The sequence below is a fragment of the Micromonospora sp. CPCC 205558 genome (genome assembly GCF_036902955.1).
Taxonomy (GTDB): domain Bacteria; phylum Actinomycetota; class Actinomycetes; order Mycobacteriales; family Micromonosporaceae; genus Micromonospora.
Genome location: NZ_JBAKHR010000001.1, coordinates 481,392 through 498,535 on the forward strand (window position 1 = coordinate 481,392; position 17,144 = coordinate 498,535).

At 72.5% G+C, this 17,144-nt stretch carries 12 protein-coding genes; 3 read left to right on the plus strand and 9 right to left on the minus strand.

Features of this window, described 5'->3' with window-relative positions; all coding sequences use genetic code 11:
- Positions 1 to 32: 32 nt before the first annotated feature.
- The 9 genes from helR to V6U86_RS02095 form a co-directional block, all read right to left on the minus strand.
- Positions 33 to 2,192: an RNA polymerase recycling motor ATPase HelR gene (gene helR, locus V6U86_RS02055; protein WP_442934862.1), complete on the minus strand. Its 2,160-nt coding sequence runs from the start codon at positions 2,190 to 2,192 to the stop codon at positions 33 to 35.
- A 177-nt stretch (positions 2,193 to 2,369) separates the two neighbouring features.
- On the minus strand, positions 2,370 to 2,750 hold the full coding sequence (locus V6U86_RS02060; protein ID WP_208648924.1) for a YccF domain-containing protein: 381 nt from the start codon (positions 2,748 to 2,750) through the stop codon (positions 2,370 to 2,372).
- A 147-nt stretch (positions 2,751 to 2,897) separates the two neighbouring features.
- Positions 2,898 to 4,814 (minus strand): glycerophosphodiester phosphodiesterase, encoded by a 1,917-nt coding sequence (locus tag V6U86_RS02065; RefSeq protein WP_334497723.1) that lies wholly within the window; start codon positions 4,812 to 4,814, stop codon positions 2,898 to 2,900.
- Positions 4,815 to 4,910: 96 nt separating this feature from the next.
- Complete coding sequence (locus V6U86_RS02070; RefSeq protein WP_334497725.1) at positions 4,911 to 5,648, minus strand: cellulose binding domain-containing protein; 738 nt, start codon at positions 5,646 to 5,648, stop codon at positions 4,911 to 4,913.
- 74 nt (positions 5,649 to 5,722) lie between these two features.
- Positions 5,723 to 6,103 (minus strand): DUF742 domain-containing protein, encoded by a 381-nt coding sequence (locus V6U86_RS02075; protein ID WP_334497727.1) that lies wholly within the window; start codon positions 6,101 to 6,103, stop codon positions 5,723 to 5,725.
- Positions 6,081 to 6,530, minus strand: coding sequence for a roadblock/LC7 domain-containing protein (locus tag V6U86_RS02080; RefSeq protein ID WP_124773771.1), 450 nt, complete (start codon positions 6,528 to 6,530; stop codon positions 6,081 to 6,083). Before V6U86_RS02080 ends, V6U86_RS02075 begins: the two co-directional genes overlap by 23 nt.
- A complete protein-coding gene (locus V6U86_RS02085; RefSeq protein WP_334497731.1) occupies positions 6,527 to 8,500 on the minus strand; it encodes a sensor histidine kinase in 1,974 nt (657 codons plus the stop codon). The genes V6U86_RS02080 and V6U86_RS02085 overlap by 4 nt, the downstream gene beginning before the upstream one ends.
- Complete coding sequence (locus V6U86_RS02090; RefSeq protein ID WP_334497733.1) at positions 8,497 to 11,061, minus strand: LuxR C-terminal-related transcriptional regulator; 2,565 nt, start codon at positions 11,059 to 11,061, stop codon at positions 8,497 to 8,499. The genes V6U86_RS02085 and V6U86_RS02090 overlap by 4 nt, the downstream gene beginning before the upstream one ends.
- A gap of 5 nt (positions 11,062 to 11,066) precedes the next feature.
- Positions 11,067 to 12,326: an Hsp70 family protein gene (locus tag V6U86_RS02095; RefSeq protein ID WP_334497735.1), complete on the minus strand. Its 1,260-nt coding sequence runs from the start codon at positions 12,324 to 12,326 to the stop codon at positions 11,067 to 11,069.
- Between the two features lie 303 nt (positions 12,327 to 12,629).
- On the opposite strand from V6U86_RS02095, the gene V6U86_RS02100 reads away from it, so the two are divergent.
- The 3 genes from V6U86_RS02100 (at position 12,630) to V6U86_RS02110 (ending at position 16,943) form a co-directional block, all read left to right on the plus strand.
- Complete coding sequence (locus V6U86_RS02100) at positions 12,630 to 13,517, plus strand: IniB N-terminal domain-containing protein (RefSeq protein WP_334497737.1); 888 nt, start codon at positions 12,630 to 12,632, stop codon at positions 13,515 to 13,517.
- 115 nt (positions 13,518 to 13,632) lie between these two features.
- Positions 13,633 to 15,486 (plus strand): dynamin family protein, encoded by a 1,854-nt coding sequence (locus V6U86_RS02105; protein WP_334497861.1) that lies wholly within the window; start codon positions 13,633 to 13,635, stop codon positions 15,484 to 15,486.
- A complete protein-coding gene (locus V6U86_RS02110; RefSeq protein WP_334497739.1) occupies positions 15,483 to 16,943 on the plus strand; it encodes a hypothetical protein in 1,461 nt (486 codons plus the stop codon). The genes V6U86_RS02105 and V6U86_RS02110 overlap by 4 nt, the downstream gene beginning before the upstream one ends.
- Positions 16,944 to 17,144: the final 201 nt, after the last annotated feature.

Genomic DNA, 17,144 nt, shown 5'->3' on the forward strand with positions numbered 1-17,144 from the left:
GGAGCGAGCCCACCCGGCTGGGCTGAGGTCGCTCAGTCGCTGGTCAGGAGGACGAGTTGCTGGGTCGCCCGGGTCATCGCGACGTAGCGGTCGACCGCCCCTTCGATGCCGGTGCCGAACGCTTCCGGGTCGATGAGGACGACCAGGTCGAACTCCAGCCCCTTGGCCTGCTCCGGGCTCAGTGACCGGACCCGGGCCGTGGCCGGGAACGTCGGGTCGCCGATGACGCAGGCGATCCCGTCGTCGTGTGCGGCGAGCCAGGTGTCCACGATCGACCCCAGCTCGGCGACCGATCCGTGGACGACGGGCAGCCCGTTGCCGCGGATGGAGGTCGGCACGTTGGCGTCGGGAAGGACGGCCCGGATGACCGGCTCGGCCTCCGCCATGACCTCCGTTGGCGTCCGGTAGTTGACGGTCAGCGAGGTCAGGGTGATCCGGTCGAGCCCGACCCGCTTGAGGCGTTCCTGCCACGACTCGGTGAACCCGTGCCGGGCCTGGGCGCGGTCGCCCACGATGGTGAAGCTGCGCGACGGGCAGCGCGCCAGCAGCATCTGCCACTCGGCGTCGGTCAGCTCCTGCGCCTCGTCGACGACGATGTGCGCGAACGGGCCGGCCAGCAGGTCCGGGTCGGCGTCCGGCACTGCGGAATCGTCGACCAGCACGTCGCGCAGGTCCGGTTGGCGCAGCATCGTCAGCAGGCCCTCGCCGTCGTCGTAGGTGTCGGCCGCGAGCAGTTCGTCGACGACCCGGGCCATGTGCTCACGTTCGACGGCGGCGGCCGGGTCACGCCGATGGGCACGACCCGAGCGTTCCGCGTCGCCGAGCCGTTGCCGTGCCGCGTCCAGCAGCGGCAGGTCGGACACGGTCCACGCCCGGGGCTCGTCACGCTGCAGCTTGCGGACCTCCTCCGGGCTGAGCCACGGCGCGCATTTGCGCAGGTACGCGGGCACCGACCACAGGTCGCCCACGAGATCGGCCGCGTCGAGCAGGGGCCAGGCACGGTTGATCGTCGCCCGCAACTCCCGCTTGCGCAGCAGCGAGTCGCGGAGCACGTCGTCCGGTTCGTCGCCGTCGTACCTGCCGGTGAGGATGGTGAGCAACTCCTCCCAGATCTCCTCGCGCGCCTCGTTGTGCGGGGTGCTCGGACCAGGCGCCTGGAACGCGTCGGCCCAGTCGTCGGCGCTCAGCCGGATGTCGGAGTCGCCGAGTGTGATCGTCATCGGGGCGACCGGCGGGTCCTCGTAGAATCGGACGGCCGCGTCGATCGCCCGGACCAGCTCGGCCGAGGACTTCAACCGGGCCACCTCCGGGTCGCGCTCGACGGTTGCCGCCGCCCCCTCTCCGACGAGGTCGCGCAGCGTGCAGGTCTGCACGTCCTCTTCGCCGAGGCTGGGCAGGACGTCGCCGACGTAGGCCAGGTAGGGCTGGTGCGGCCCGACGAAGAGCACCCCACCTCGGCGCTGACCGAGGCGCGGGTCGGAGTAGAGCAGGTACGCGGTGCGGTGCAGGGCGACGACTGTCTTCCCGGTGCCCGGACCACCGTCGACCACGAGGGCGCCGGCCGACCCCGCTCGGATGATGGCGTCCTGGTCGGCCTGGATCGTGCTGAGCACGTCGCGCATCCGGGCCGACCGCGCGCTGCCCAGGCTCGCGATGAACGCGGACTGGTCGTCGAGCGCGGCGGCGTGCCCCACGAACCCGTCCGGGGTGAACACCTCGTCCCAGTAGTCGCTGATCCGGCCGCGGGTCCAGCGGTACCGGCGGCGGCTCGCCAGGCCCATCGGGTTCGCGTGGGTCGCGCCGAAGAACGGCTCGGCGGCCGGTGAGCGCCAGTCGAGCAGCAGCCGTCGGCCCGTGCTGTCGGTGAGGCCGCGACGGCCGACGTACGTCGGCTCGGGGTCGTCCGCCTCGACCACGTGGCCGAGGCACAGGTCCAGCCCGTAGCGGCTCAGTGAGCGCAGGCGGGCGGTCAGCCGGCGTACCTCATCGTCCCGGTCGACGGCCTGCCGACCCTTGCCGCCGGGCGCCCGACGTGCCGTGTCCAGCCGGTCGGACAGCTCGGCGGTCAGCTGCGCAAGGCTCTGCGCCATGGCCGCGAAGTGCCGCTCGTCTGAGGCGATGAGCGCCGGCTCGGCCTTGGGGGAGAGGTGATCGGGGAGTTCGAAGACGGAGGTAGGCGGCAAGGAATCCAATTCATGACTTCCATTTCGGCAGAATCTGGCCTCGGCCGACGATTCTGCGTCATAAACGGGGTCTTGCCGCAAGCCCCCCAGTGCGGTATAAGTTAGAAGTGGCGGGAGACCTGGTGTCTCCCGTTTTTCGTGTTCAGGGCGGTTCGTCGGCCCGGTGGCCGGCGCCCCCGGTGCGGGTCACGGTGCGTCGACGACCTCGCGGCCGAGGGGCCAGAACGCGGCCGGGACCAGCTTGAAGTTGGCGATGCCGAACGGGATCCCGATGATCGTGACGCAGAGGGCGATGCCGGCGAGGATGTGGGAGAGCGCGAGCCACCATCCGGCCAGCACCACCCAGAGGATGTTCGCCAGGCCGGAGCCGACCCCCGCGCCCGGCTTGGGCACCAGGGTGCGGCCGAAGGGCCACAGCGAGTAGACCGCGAGGCGCAGCGACGCGACGCCGAACGGGATGGTGATGACCAGGACGAAGCAGATCAGGGCGGCGATGCCGTAGCCGGCCGCCAGGACGATGCCACCGCCGAAGACGAGCCACAGCACATTGAGTACGAAACGAATCACCACTCCAGCATGAAGCATGCTCGCCACCTGACCGCGCCGGCAAGGTACGCGAAAACCCTTCCACGGCGTGCTCCGGCGCGGCGTTCGAGGCAGCCGCCGGCGCTGGCCCCGAGGTCATTGGGGGGCCAGCGCCGCGACCGGAGGCTCCTACTTCAACGCGAGGGTACGGGCGTCGGCGGCGATGACGCTGGCGACCTCGGCCGGCACCAGCTTGCCGGCCTGCCGGTCGACGTAGGACGCCAGCTGGGGGTACTGGGCGTGGGCCAGCTTGGTGGTCATCGCGGTGACGGCGGCCGGGTCAGCGCCCGAGGTGAGGATCAGGTAGCCGAGGCCGGCCTGGCTCACCGTCACGGTGAAGGTGCTGGTCGCGGTGGCGGTGCCCTCGGGCCCGGTCACCTCGGTGGAGATGGTGTGCCGGCCGGCGGTCAGCTTGGCCAGGTCGAGCTTGCGCCCGGCGGCGGACTTCTTGCCGTCCAGCGTGACGGTGACGGTGTCCGCGTTGGTCGCGGCGACGGCGATCACCGGGGACTGCGCCCGGTCCAACCGAGCCTCGTTGGCCGGCGAGGTGATCTGCACGGTCGGCTCGGCGGAGGCCCGCTGGAGGAACGCCGAGTTCCAGCCGACCAGCTCGGCCGTGCGGTTGGTGATGATCGCGTCGGTGCCGATCCGCTCCAGGCGCTGCCACAGGTTGGCGGAGTCCATCGTCCAGGCCATCACGGCGACCTCGGCGGCGTGCAGCGGGGCGACGACCTCCGGCTTGGCCAGCAGCGCGTTGCCGTCCGGGTTGTACGCCGTCAGGTGCAGCTCCTTCGCGATCGCCACCGGGTCGGCGTCGAGGGTGCTGCGGAGCAGGCCGAGCGGCAGCTCGGGGGCGATCGCGTAGGTGTCCTTCAGGGCGTCGACCTCGAAGCTCTGAATGAAGACCCGGCCCATCATCTGCTCGTCCCGGATCACCTGGATGATCGTGGCTACCTCGTCGCGGGTGTGCTTGCCCTTGATCTCCACGAGCAGGTTGCCACCCCGGGTCCGCAGGTCGGCGAGCTGCTCGGCGAGGGTGGGCACCCGCTCGCCGACGTACTGCGGGCCGAACCAGGAGCCGGCGTCGAGTGCCTTGATCTGCGCGGCGGTCAGGTCCCGGATGTTGCCGGTGCCGTCGGTGGTCCGGTCGACGGTGCCGTCGTGCAGGATGAACGGGATGCCGTCCTTGCTCGGCTGGACGTCGTTCTCGATCCAGTCGGCGCCGCCCTTACGGGCGATCTCCTGAGCGACGAGGGTGTTCTCCGGTGCGGCGGCGGACGCGCCCCGGTGGGCGATCACGGTGAACGGGCTGCCCTCGGGGCGGAGGTAGCCGTTCGGTGCCAGCTCGGTGACGGTGACGTCGTCGTACGACACGGTCGCGCCGTTCACGAAGAGCCCCTGGACGCCGTCGGCGGAGCGCTGGAGGCTGCTCGTGCGCATCGCCTCCCGTCCGTCGAAGATCCAGCGGGCCTGGTTGCCGTGCACCTCCACGGCGACCCGGACGTCGCGACCGGTGCCGGCGGCGGACGGGGCGGAGGCGGTGTTCGTCACCGCCCAGGCGTCGGCCGTGGTCCGCTGGGCGAATTCGAGCCCGTTGGCGGCTGTGGTGCCGCTTCGCATGGTGGCGATCCACCAGGGGGTCGCGCCGTTGGCGGGGACGTCGATGCCGAGCGAGGCCCAGCGGGTGGCGGCCGAGACCGACTCGAAGCGCATCGTCGCCTCAAGGCGGAAGTCGTTCAGGTGCCGACCGAAAGTGATTTTGTTGTTCTCGCCGGAGCTGGCGGAGGTTCCGTACAGTCGGCCGTTCTCGACCTTCCAGGTGCCGTCGACCGCGTTCCAACCGGCGGGCAGCGACCCGGCCGAGAAGTTCTCCGAGACGACGACGTGGCCCGGTTCGGCGATGGCGGGCGACGAGGTCGCGACGGCGACCCCGACGCCCGCGCCGGTGACGGCGAGGACGGCGACGGAGGCCGCGGCCCGGGTACGCAGGGCGCCGAGGCGCGACCCGGCGCGGCGAAGCGACGTTGATACGGGTAGGACAGTCATGGTCGGAACGGTACGAAGCCCGCCCGAACTAATGATCAATCATGCGTGGCTGCCGCCGGAACGTCGGGTGTACCTCGCTCGACCGGGCGTCTCGGTTCAGTTCGACAGGCCGGCGCAGGCGACCCCGTCGATTGTGCACGCCCTGGGGGCGGAACCCGTCAACGAGCCATTGACCCGGAACGTCACCCGGACCGAGGCGCTACCGGGCACCTGACCGGTGTCTCCGTCCGGCACGAACGTCCACACCGCACCGTCATGACTGGCCTGCGCCCCCTCGACCCCGCTGACCCCCAGCGACTCCCGGGGCAGCGTGACCACCAGCGTCCACCGCGGCGCCGGGACCGAGCCGGGATTGCTGATCGTCACGGTCGCGCCGTAGCTGAGCAGGGCGTTGTCCGTGATGGCGAAGTCGGCGCCCAGGGCCGCCGCGGTGGGTTCGGCCGTCGCGCGGGTTGGCGTGGGCCGGCTCGACGCGCTGGCGGTCGGTGGGACCGAGGAGGCCGAGGCGGGCGGGGGAGCGGGCACCGCCGGGCTGGTGAACCCCGGTCGCGCCTGGGCCTGGGGCGTGTCGGGCGGGGAGACGCCCACCTGCTCCACGGACGGCGGCGGGTCGAGGGTCACCGGTGTCAGCTTCTCCGGCGTACGCAGCACCCCGACGACGGACACGGCCGTCGCGATCAGCACCCCGAGCGCTGCGATGACCGCCACCCAGGTGGCCCGCGAGACATCCTCCCGACCGGTGAGCACCCGCCGTGCGGCCGTGACGAGGGCCACGACCCGATCCAGCAGGATGATCGCCACGGTACGGCGTGGCTGGGGTGGTGTTGCCGGCACTGCCAGTCTCTCCTTCAGTTCGTCGCCGGGCGCGTGCCCACGATCCGTCCGGGTCCCGGGCGGCAGTTGCCCGGTCACAGCCCGCGAAGCCCGACGAGTATCGCCTCAAGCAGATCCTCGGTCGGCAGCTCCGACAGCATCGGCGGTTCGTGCGTCTCGATCAGCCCGGCCGCGAGCAGGTCACCGAGCAGCACCCGGACGGTCCCCAGCGGAAGGTCCAGTTCGGCACCGATTTCGGCCACCGACAATGGATGGTGACACAACTCGACGATCCGCGCCTGTTCGGGGAAGAGCGGTGTGGGGGGCGTGACCCCTCGCCGGGCGACGACCAGTGAGATCAGGTCGAACTGGCCGCGTGCGGGCGCGGTGCGCCCCCCGGTCATCGTGTACGGCCGGGCAACCGGGCCCGCGTCGTCGTCGTACCACGCCTCGTCAGTGGTGCCGCTGGTGTGCACCAGTGTCCCCGATCGTCACCGAGGAGGCCGGCCCCAGAGTGATCGGCAGGTGCCGCTCGGCCTGGCCCACGAAGAGCGCCACCTCGTACGCCATGTCACCGACCTCGACGTCGTCACCGGCGATCCGCACGGTGAGGATGGTCCCGTTCGGGATGGTGGCGATGAACAGGAAGGCCCGCGACATCTGCACCACGACCTGGCGCAGACGACCCGCGTCGCAGGTCCGGGTGGCGGCCAGCCCCAACGCGATCAGGCCCGCGACCACGCCGGAGATCTGCTCGGCCAGCTGTTCCCCCACCCGCCGCGAGCCGCCCAGCGGCAGCCCGTCCGGCGACAGCACCACGGCGAACTCCGCGCCGTGCACGCGGTCGACCAGGCTGTTCAGGGCGTCGGTCAGGCCGTCCTCGGTGACCACTGCAGACGTCATTGATGTCTCCTTGCTGTTCTCGCGACGGGCAACTCGACCGTGTCGAGGCTGGTCCTGCTGTGCTCCGGGCCGACCGGCCCGGGGTGGCGGACCCGCATCGGCAACGCGCCGTCGCCGCTTGGGTCGGGCAGGTCGGCGTCGGCGCGGGCGGGTGGGTACGGGGTGTCGGGTGGTGCGCTGGCCGGTGTGTGGCCGCTGTCGGTGACGGTGACCAGCCGGGAGGGCAGGAGCACGATCGCGGCCGTCCCACCGCGCTGGCTGGGGCGCAGCGAGACGTGGGCGCCGCAGCGCCCGGCCAGTACGGCGGCGGCGTACCAACCGGTGAGGCCGGTGGGCGGGCCGTCCGGTGGCGGGTTGCCGAGCAGGTGGTTCGCCTCGGCCAGCGCGGCGGCGTCCAGGCCGGGTCCGTCGTCGACGACGAGGACGGCGCACCCCTGCGGTCGCTGCTCGCCGCTGACCCGGACGGTAGTGTCCGCCCCGGAGAAGGTCAACGCGTTCTCGATCAGCTCCGCCAGCAGGTGGATGACGTCCGTGACGGCTGGCCCCGCGAGCGACCACGGCCAGTGCGGCGCGATCAGGACGCGGTGGTAGTCCGGCACCTCGGCGACCGCGCCGCGTGCCACGTCGAGCAGTGGCACGGGGCGTCGCCAGCGACGGGCGGGTGTCGCGCCGGCCAGGGTGATCAGTTTCTCCACGTTGCGTCGGACCCGGGTGGTGAGGTGGTCGAGCTGAAACAGCTCGCCGGTCTCCTCGGTGGACCGCTCCCGACGTTGCATTCCGTCCAGCAGGCTGAGTTGGTCGCGCAGCAGAACCTGGTTGCGTCTGGTCAGCCCCAGGAACAGCTCCCGTTCAGCGTCACCCCCCGACGACGGAGCGCCCTGCCCGGGGGCGGGAGCGTCGTCTGCCGGGGCGTGAGCGTCCTGTGCCGGGGCCGGTAGGCCGGCGGCCGGCCTGGTCAGCTCCTCGGTCAGGCGTCGGATGGTGCCCGCCCAGCTCAGCAGGAGCACGAGCACGACGATGAGGCCGAGCCCCACCACGGCGCCGGTACGCGCGATGAGCGCGGCGGCACCGGGTGTGGCCCGCTCGACGCTGCTGCGGGCGGTGCTCGTCACCAGTGTCTGCAGCGCGGCGAGGGCCGCGTCCGCCGCTTCCCGCCAGCCCTCGACGGTGAGACCGGCCAGGGTGTTGGTGGTGCCCGACTGCAGCAGCAGCCGGTCCTCCAGAGCGAGCAGAGCCGTGAACTCGGGGCCGGTCGCGAGGCGCTGGTGCTCGGCCTGACCGTCGGCCGGAAGGTCGGCCGCGGCCTCGGCGCGCGCGTACCGCTGGATGTCGACCAGAGCGGTCAACCGACGCCGCTCCTCGACGCCGAGCCGTGCGCCGGTCAGGGCCGCGCTGACCAGGGTGTCCTCCCGGGCCAGCAACTCCCGGGCGCGGGCCAGCGCGATCACCGCGCGGGTGTCGGCGGCCAACCCGCTCTCGTACGCGCCCCACTCCGGGCCGTACACCCGGAACGCGACGTCGACGACCTCGTCGTACCCGTCGATTGCCGCGGCCTGGCCGAGCCGCCCGGTGTCCGCCTGGGACCGAATCGTGCCGAGGCCGTCGAGCCGTCGGACCAGCTCGCCGGCCCGGTCCCGGACCGCGCCGGCGCTGAGCAGCCGAAGGTCACGCCCCTTCGTGAACTCGCGGATCTCGGCGGCGGCCCGGTCGGTGGCTTCCCGAGCCTCGACCAGCTCGGGCGTCGCCTGGCCCGCCCCGGCGATCGTCTCGGCGGTGATCCGGCGTTCCGTCTGCAGGCTCAGGATCAAACGGTCGATGGGCTGTCCCAGGGTGTCCGCCAACGCCCGGACGCGCAGCAGGTCGACGGCGTCCTGGCTGGACACGTAGGCCGCGTACGACCAGAGCGTGATCAGTACGGCGGCCAGCACGGCCAGCCTGGTCCGGAGCAGCCGACCATCGTTGTTGGTCATCGGCCCGCCCGCTGCGGCCATGGTTGCCCAGCGGAGTCGCTGGCCCGGTCGGCGACGAGGGTACGCAGCAGAGCCAGCAGCTCGGTGCGGTTGGCGCAGTTCAGCCGGTTGCGCATCCGCGCCACGTGGTGTTCGACGGTCTTGGCCGAGATGAAGAGCCGGTCGCCGATCTCCCGGTAGGTCAACCCGGCCAGTACCAGCTCGGCAACCTCGTACTCGCGGTCGCTGAGCCCGTGCTGAGTGGGGCCGGCGACTCGTGTCGTGCCCGCACCGGATGTCGGTGTCTGCCCGCCGTGCCCACCGGAGGGCCGCCCCTGCAACGCTCGGGCGCACTCCAACAGGGTGGTCATCGCCCGCCGGTCGGCGGTGCGGATGGCGGCCTGCCCGGCGAGTCGGGCGCCGTCCCAACACAGCCCGGTGTCGTGCAACCCGCGGGCGGCGGCCTCCACCCGGGTCGGGTCGACGACCCCCCGGAGCACCTCCACCCAGCTCTCCGCGGCGGCGGCCACCACGGCCGCGTACCGGCTGTGGCCGGCGGCGGCGAGCAACGCCGCGACGTGTTCGTCGGCGACCGTCGGCTCGCTGGTCAGGATGGCGGCGTGCAGGCCGCTCCAGTGCACCGGCACGCTCCACAGTGGTGGGTTGTCGAGGCGGTCGAGCAGCGCACGCCCCTGGTGCAGGTACGGCTCCAGCCGGGCCAGGTCACCCAGCCGCGCGCCCGCGATGGCCAGCTCACCCAGCGGCAGCAGGGTGAACAGGTCGACGGGGTGCCGCACCACGGCCTCCAGCGCCTGCCCCCAACCCCGCTTGAGCGCCCCGAGGTCACTGTTGCGCCGGCCGATGCCCATCCGGATCGCGGCGGCGAAGAGCTGGTCGCGGGACTCCAGGTGCCGCCCGTCGAGCGTCACCGTGGCGTGGATCTCGCCGGCGGCGTGGATCTCGCCACGGACCATCAGGATCCAGGCCTGCAACAGCCGGTGGCGGCGTGCCATCAGCGGGCCGCCGACACCGGCGGCCAGGGCGCGGTGCAGCACCCGCTCGGCGATCTCCAGCTCACCGGAGTGCACGGCCGTCAACGCGGCGAGGGCCGCCGGGCTGTCCGGCAGGAGCGCCGCTCGGCCGTCCGGCTCCAGCAGCGCGGCGGCCTGCACGAGCGCGGAGAGCGCGGCGGTCGGCGGGCCGGTCACGCTTTCGCGTACGCCGGTGGCCATCAGTCGGGCGGCGCTGGCGTGCAGGGTGGGTGGTTCGCCCGCCGGGTCGCCCGCCGGTGACTCGGTGGTGGCGGCCAGGTCGCCGGTGGCGAGCCCGCCGACGATGGCGAACGCCCTCGCCGAGGCGGTGCCCGACCACCGGAACAGCTCGACGCTGCGACCGACGTGCCCACGATGGGCAAGCGCGGTGGCGGCGACCATGGCCGCCTCGGAACGGTCCGGGGGAGCGGACGTGGCCAGCAGTCGGTCCGCCAACCGAAGCGCGTCGTCGAGGTCACCGGCGAGCGCGGCGGCGAGCGCCTGCTGGGCGTTGGGCGGCCGTCCGGCGGCCGTGGCCGCCGCGAACAGTTCGGCGGCGAACGCCGGCTCGTCGGCCAGCGCCTCGCCGGCCGCGGCGGCCAGGGTCGCGGCCGGGCAGTCGCCGAGCGCGCCGACCGCGAGCAGTGAGCGGACCAGCGGCAGCACGGCGCCGCCCCGGGCGAGCTGCAACTCGGTGAGCCGACGCCAGACCGCCGTCCGCTCGGTGGCGGGGCTGAGCGTCGCGACGGCCCGCCGGACGATCGGCGCGATCCGGCCGTCGGCGCCGAGCAGCCCGGCCGCCCTGGTGGTGGCGATCAACTCGTCCACCCCGGCCGGGTCCAGGCCCAGCAGCGCGCCGAGCATGCTGACCGGCAGCGCCCCGCCGGCGGCCACGGCGAGCAGCAGTCGCCGTACCTCGGTGGGCTGAACCTCCAGGTCCGGTGCGAAGTCGAGGATGACGGACCGGGGTGGGTCGACGATCGCGCCGGGCCGGGTCTCCGCGCCGGCCAGTCCGCGGGCCAGCCGCTCGACGTCCCGGGGTACGCCGGCGGTCTGCGTGTGGACGAAGTCGACCAGGTCGGCGGGGCGGCCCAGCTCGGGTGTGGCGGCGAGGTAGGCGGCGGTCTGCTCCCGGGTGAAGGGCGTGAGCAGCACGGCCTGCCCGTCGCGACGCAGGGCGTCGACCAGCTCGCTGAACGCTGCCGACCGCGGCCACGGGCGGTGGGCGACCACCAGCCGGTGTCGACGACCGGCGACCAGACCCAGCAGCGCCTCGATCCGCGCGTCGTCGAGGAGGTGCGCGTCGTCGACCAGCAGCACCGTGTCGGGGTCGGCCGGCGCACCCGGCTCCGGGGCGGCCGTCTGCACGGCGATCCCGGCGCGCTGGTGGATGCGCTCCAGCTCGCCGAGCAGTGCGGTCTTTCCGTGACCGGCCGGGCCGGCGATGCCGACGGCCAGCGGGCCGGCCGGATTTTGGGCGACCGTGTCCAGCAGGGCCTGCAACCCCTTGTCCAGGGTCAACCCTGGTACGGCGAGGTCATTCATGATCATTGGGGTCATCCTTCGCGCCCCCGGGCGCGGGCCAGCGCCAGACGGGACGGCTTCGGCAGTTCCAGTGGGAGGACATGGACCGGGGGCCGCGGTGGCGGATCACCCGGAACGGTGTGCTGGGGGCGGCGCTGCGCCGGGATGGTGGCCCGCCCGGCACCGCTGACCGGGGCCGGGACGCGGGCCGGCGCCGGCTGGCGAGGCCGTGGTGACACCACCTGGCAGGCGGCCATCGCCGCCCCTGTGGCGGCGGTCAACTGTGCGTCCGGCTCCACCTCGACGGGCACCGGGAGGGCCGCGCCGATCAGCTCGGTCACGAGCGGGACCCGGGTGGAGCCGCCGGCCAGCAGGACGCCGTCGAGCTGCGACGCGGTCAGGTCGGCACTGCGTACGGCCCGGAGCAGGAGGTCGACGGTGGCCTGCACCGTCGGGCGGATCATGGCCTCGAACTGTGCCCGGGTCACCGGCACCCGGGCCGGGCCGCTGGGCAGGGTCAGCACCACGTCGGCCGTGAGGTCGACGGTCAGCACCCGCTTGACCCGGTCACACTCCGCACGTAGTCCGCGCAGCGCGGCCTGGGCCCCGCGACGTCCGGTCGCGGCCAACTCCCGGGCCAACACGGTACGGGAATGCTCGGCCAGCGCCTCGTCGAAGTCGGCGCCACCGATCGAGTCGAGACCCTGCGGGGTGCCGAACGTCTCGTAGGTGCCGCGTGAGGTGCGGCGCACCAGAGCCGCCTCGAAGCTGTTGCCCCCCAGGGCGTAGACCACGGCCGTGCTGCCGGCGAACCCACGAGCGGCGTGGCTCTCGGCCACCGTGACCGTGCGGGGCAACAACGTCACGTGCCGCAGGCCGAGCTCCGACAGAGCCCGGTGCAGCACCTCCCGCCGGTAGGGGCGCCACCCGGCCGGGTGGCTGAGCACGATCGCCTCGGCGGCCCCGCCCTCCAGCGTGTAGACCCGCTCCACCACCCACGCCGCCAGTTCGGCGGCCAGCGTCTGCGGCGCACACGGCTCGCCGCCGAGCAGCACCGGCACGTCGTCGCCGATCCGGTGGACGAAGTCCCGGGTGGTGCGGCTGCCGTCGTCGGTCGCGGGCTCGCCGACCCGCAGCGAACCGTCGTCCGCCAGGCACAGCACCGACGGCATGAGAGGTGAGTCGGCACTCAGCGGGACGGCCTCGGGACGTGTCCAGGTCGCGCCGCGTCGGCGGGCGACGGCGGCGGCCGTGTTGCTGCTTCCGATGTCTATCCCCAGGACGTACGGCATCGTCTCTGTCTCTCCCCGTGAGTCGGCCGGTCGGTGGCGATGGTGTCGGCTGCCCGACGACCCACCCCCGGCGAACCCCGCGGGCTCCTACGTTCGTACCAGAGATCAGTCCCTGGTCGGGACCCTAATCTCGCCGGGACGGTTTCCCCCAGTCCCCCTAACGTACGAGGTGGCGGAGCCCCTAGTTCAACCGGCCCGGATGCGGGCTCAGCCCCGATGCCCGGGTGCGACCCCCAGCAATAGCGTCGTCACTGTCGACGTACGACACCCCGTGTCAATGCCCCATCCGAGGAGAACCGGTACATGGACTCGCAGCAGACCCTCCACGACTTCGTGCTCGACCTACTGACGAACCCGGACGCGCGGTCGGCCTTCGACCTCGACCCCGAGGGTGCGTTGCGGGGCGCCGGGCTCACCGACATCACCGCCGCTGACGTGCAGGACGTCGTGCCGCTGGTCGTCGACTACGCGCCGGGGGCGGGCCTCGCGCCGCTGGCCTCGCCGGTCGGGCAGCTCGGGCTCGACCCGCTGCTCACCGACACCACCGACGTGGTGGGTCAGTTGCAGAGTGTGGCGCAGCAGATCAGCGTCACCAGCTCGCCCAGTGGCGTGGACGTCAAGGCCGGCGTGCTCGGCGCCATCGCTGTCGACCCGTCGACCGCCGCCGCCGGGGTCACCGTGCTGCCGGGCATCGGTCTGGGCGTCGGTCCGTCCGGCCTCGACACCGACCTGGCCGGTGTCTCCGACGTGGCGAACACCCTCGACGCGGACGTGGTGCAGCCGGTGGACGCGATCGCGGACCCGGTGCTCGGCGACGTCACCGGCACGGTCGGCGACCCGAGCGGTCTGCTCGGCGCTAATGACCCGAATCTGATCGGCGGCGACCTGACCGGTGGTGTCCTCTCCGGCACCCACGGTCAGCTCGGCGGGGTCGTCAGCTCCCTCGGTGTCGACGACACCCTTGGCGGGCTGGGCCTCGGGCACGGCGACGGTGTCGTCGGCGGCGTGGTCCCGCCGCTCGACGTGTCGTCGGCGGTGGGCGGCGTGACGCACCAGGTGGACAGCCTCCTCCCCGGTGTCACCGACACGGTCGGTGACGTGACCGGTGGGGTCACCGATGGTGTGCTCGGCGGCGACCCGCACGCCTCGTCCGATCACGGGCTGCTGGGTCTCACCGGCGGTCTGCTCTGACCCGGATCTCCGGGCGGAGCGAAGGGCCGGATCGTCTCGGGCGATCCGGCCCTCTCGGGTTCCACATCCGGTCCCTCTTGATAATTGAGCCGAAATCCGCACACTTGGTGCGGTGATGGCCGGGATCTGGTTGGACGTGCTGGACGAGATCGCCCGCACATGCGCTGCACACGGTCGCGGTGACCTGCTCCAGACGGTGCGGCAGAAGCGTACGCAACTGCTTGACCCGACGCTGCGTGTCCTGGTCATCGGTGAACCGAACCAGGGCAAGAGTCAGCTGATCAACGCGATCATCAACGCTCCGGCCTGCCCGGTCGGCGACGGCCGTACGACCGTGCTGCCGACCGTGGTGCAGCATGCCGAGGCTCCCGCCGTGGCGGTGGCCCAGGTGCCGCCACCAGCCCCGGGTCAGCCCGCCGGCGCCGCCACGGTGACAGTCGAGCGGACCCCGGTGGCGCTCAACCAGGTCGCGGCAGGTGTGGCCGGTCTGGTCGGTCGTCGGCCGGGCGGCGGCCCGGCGTACGTCGAGATCGGACTGCCCCGCGCCCTGCTCGGCGCCGGAGTGGTGCTGGTGGACACTCCCGGCACCGACGAGGTCACCGGCATCGGCGCGGCCGCCTCGGTCGCCGCGCCCGCCCGCGCGGACACCGTGCTGCTGGTCTCCGACTCCACCCGGGAGCTGTCCGTCGCCGAGCTGAACATGCTGCTGCACATCATGCGTTCGCATCCGAACGTGCTCGTGGTGCAGAGCAAGACCGATCTGGTGGCGGACTGGCGTACGGTCGCGGAGCGTAACCGGCAGCACCTGGCCGAGGCGGGTGTGGCGGCGACGCTGATTCCGGTCTCCGCGGCGCTGCGACTGCGCGCCGCCGCTGCCGACGACCGTGCTCTCAACGCCGAGTCCGGGTTCCCCGCGCTGATCGCCCGCCTGCAACACGACCTGGCCGGTAAGGCGGACCACCTGGCCCGAGCGGCGGTGCAGACGGTTGCCCGCACGGTGGTGGAGCAGTTGGCCGCGCCGCTGCGCGCCGAGTTGGCCACCCAGGAGGCCGAGGAGCAGTCCGGGCCGATCTCCCGGTTGCACGCGGCGCAGCGCGAGGTCGACGAGCTGCGCCGGTGCTCCACCCGGTGGCAGAACACGCTGACCGACGAGATCACCGACCTGCTCGCCGACCTCGAGTACGACCTGCGCGACCGGACCCGTCAGATTCTGCGCGCGGTGGACGAGGCGTTCGACACCGCCGACCCGTTGGTCGCCTGGGACACCTTCCAGGAATGGCTGGAGCGGAGCCTGGTGGAGGCGGCGGAGACGAACCACGAGTGGCTGATCCAGCGCTGCGACTGGATCGCCCGGCGGGTGGCCGCCAACTTCGACCGGTACGGCTACGACGTGCTGCCGCCCTGGTCCATGACGATGCCGGAGGACATCGGCGAGCGGCTGCCCGAGCTGCAACGGCCGACGATCGACCGGTTCACCACCGGCCAGAAGTTGTTCACCGGCATGAAGGGCTCGTACGGCGGCATGCTGATGTTCGGGTTGGCGACCACCCTGGCCGGGATGCCGATGATCAATCCGGTCTCGGTCGGCATCGGGGCGCTCTTCGGCGGCAAGAGCATCCGCGACGAGAGCAAGCAGTTGCTGCGTCGCCGGCAGGCGACCGTCAAGACGGCCATCCAGCGGCATGTCGACGACTTCTTCGTCCGGATCATCAGAGACTGCCGTGACGCCGCCCGGCAGGTGCAGCGGATGTTGCGGGACCACTTCACGGGGCTGACCGAGGAACTTCAGGAGGCCATCGTGCAGTCCTTCCGCAGCGCGAAGCAGGAGGCCGACACCGATGCCTCCCTGCGCGAGCAGCGGCAGCGTGAGATCCGGCTGAAGATGACCCGGTTGGCGGCGGTGTACGAGCAGGCTCAGCAGTTGACCGCCGCCCGGTCCGCCCCGCTGCTGCTGGAGCCGCAGGCATGACGGTCGGGGTGCGCCTGGACGAGGCGGCGTGGGGGTTGCTGCACCAGGCCATCGAGCTGTACCAGGACAATCCCCGGGCCGTGGCGGAGCTTCGGCATCAGGTGGCCCGGTTGGAGCAGCCGCTGCGGATCGCCATCGTCGGCCCGTGGCGGTCGGGCAAGTCGACGGTGTTGAACGCGTTGATGGGCGAGGAGGTCGCCCCGGTCGAGCGGGCTGACGGCGCCTTCACCTGGTACGAGGACGGGGCCGCGCCGAGAGCCACCGCCTACCCGGAAGGGCAGCCACCGCAGGAGTTGGCCGTGGTGAAGTCGGCGACCGGGCTGCGGGTGGATCTGGGCTGGGGCGCGGGGGACGTGCGGGACATCGTGGTGCGGTGGCCGACGCGGGCGCTGCGGCAGATCACGCTGATCGACACCCCGGCGGTCACCGGCGGCGCCGAGCAGGGCCGGGCGCCGGTGTTGGAGCGGGTGCTGCGCGACTCGGACGCGGTGTTGTACCTGACCCGCGACGGTCGGGACAGCGATCTGCGGGTGCTGGAGTCCGCACGCGACAGCGCCGTCGGGCAGTCCGCCCCGGTCAACGTGATCATGGTGTTGTCCCGTGCCGACGAGACCGGCGGAGGCCGGATCGACGGCCTGCTCACGGCACGCCAGCTCGCCCGGCGGCAGCACCGTGACCCGAGGGTGAACGCGCTCAGCGTCAACGTCGTCGCGTGCAGTGGAATGCTCGGCCTGGCGGGCCGGATGCTCGGCGAGTCGGACTTCGCCGCGCTCGCGACCCTGGCCCAGGTGCCCCGCGCGGAGCTGGACGCCCACCTCATCTCCGCCGACCGCTTCCTCGGCGGCGAGCTGCCGGTACGGCTGGACACCGAGGTGCGCGCCGCGCTGCTTGGTCGGTTCGGGGTCTTCGGTGTCCGGCTGGCGGCCACGCTGGTGCGCAGCGGGTTCGACAGCCGGGTGAAGCTGTCCGCCGAACTGATTCGGCGCAGCGGTCTGACCGAGCTGCGCGAGTCGGTGACGCGCTGTTTCATCGATCGTCGCGACGCGCTCAAGGCCCGGTCCGCGTTGGCCGCGGTGGAGGCGCTGCTGCGGGCCGAGCCCACCCGGGGGTCCGCCGAGCTGGTCGGCGCGGTAGAGCAGATCCTCGCCGGTGCGCACGAGTTCCGGGAGCTGCGCCTGCTGGTGGCGCTGCGCAACACCCGGCTGGGGTTCGACGCGGAGCTGGCCGCAGAGGCGCAGCGGCTGGTCGGCGGCGACGGGGTGGGCCTGGCGGCTCGACTCGGTGTCGAGCATGAGGCCGACGTTCGGCGGCTCTGGGAGGTCGCTGCCGACGCGCAGTGGCGGTGGCGGGACCGGGCGGAGGATCCGCTGCTCCCGTTGGCGCAGCGGCGCGGGGCTCAGGTCGTGGTTCGTAGTTGCGAGGGGATGATCGCCGAGCTGGCTGCGGGCGGCCGCTGAGCGGGCACGCGCCCAGATGGTTCGCCAACCTGTTTCCCGGCCCGAAAACCGTTATTCGATCTCACTCCGTACGGTCGCCCCTGACCTGCGGAGATAACGCTCTCACGGATGGCGGGGAAGCGCTTGACGCGGCCGTGATCCAGGCGCAACGATGCATTTGCATGTCCGGTTCCATCACCGCCAGGCGTGATCGGCGCACGC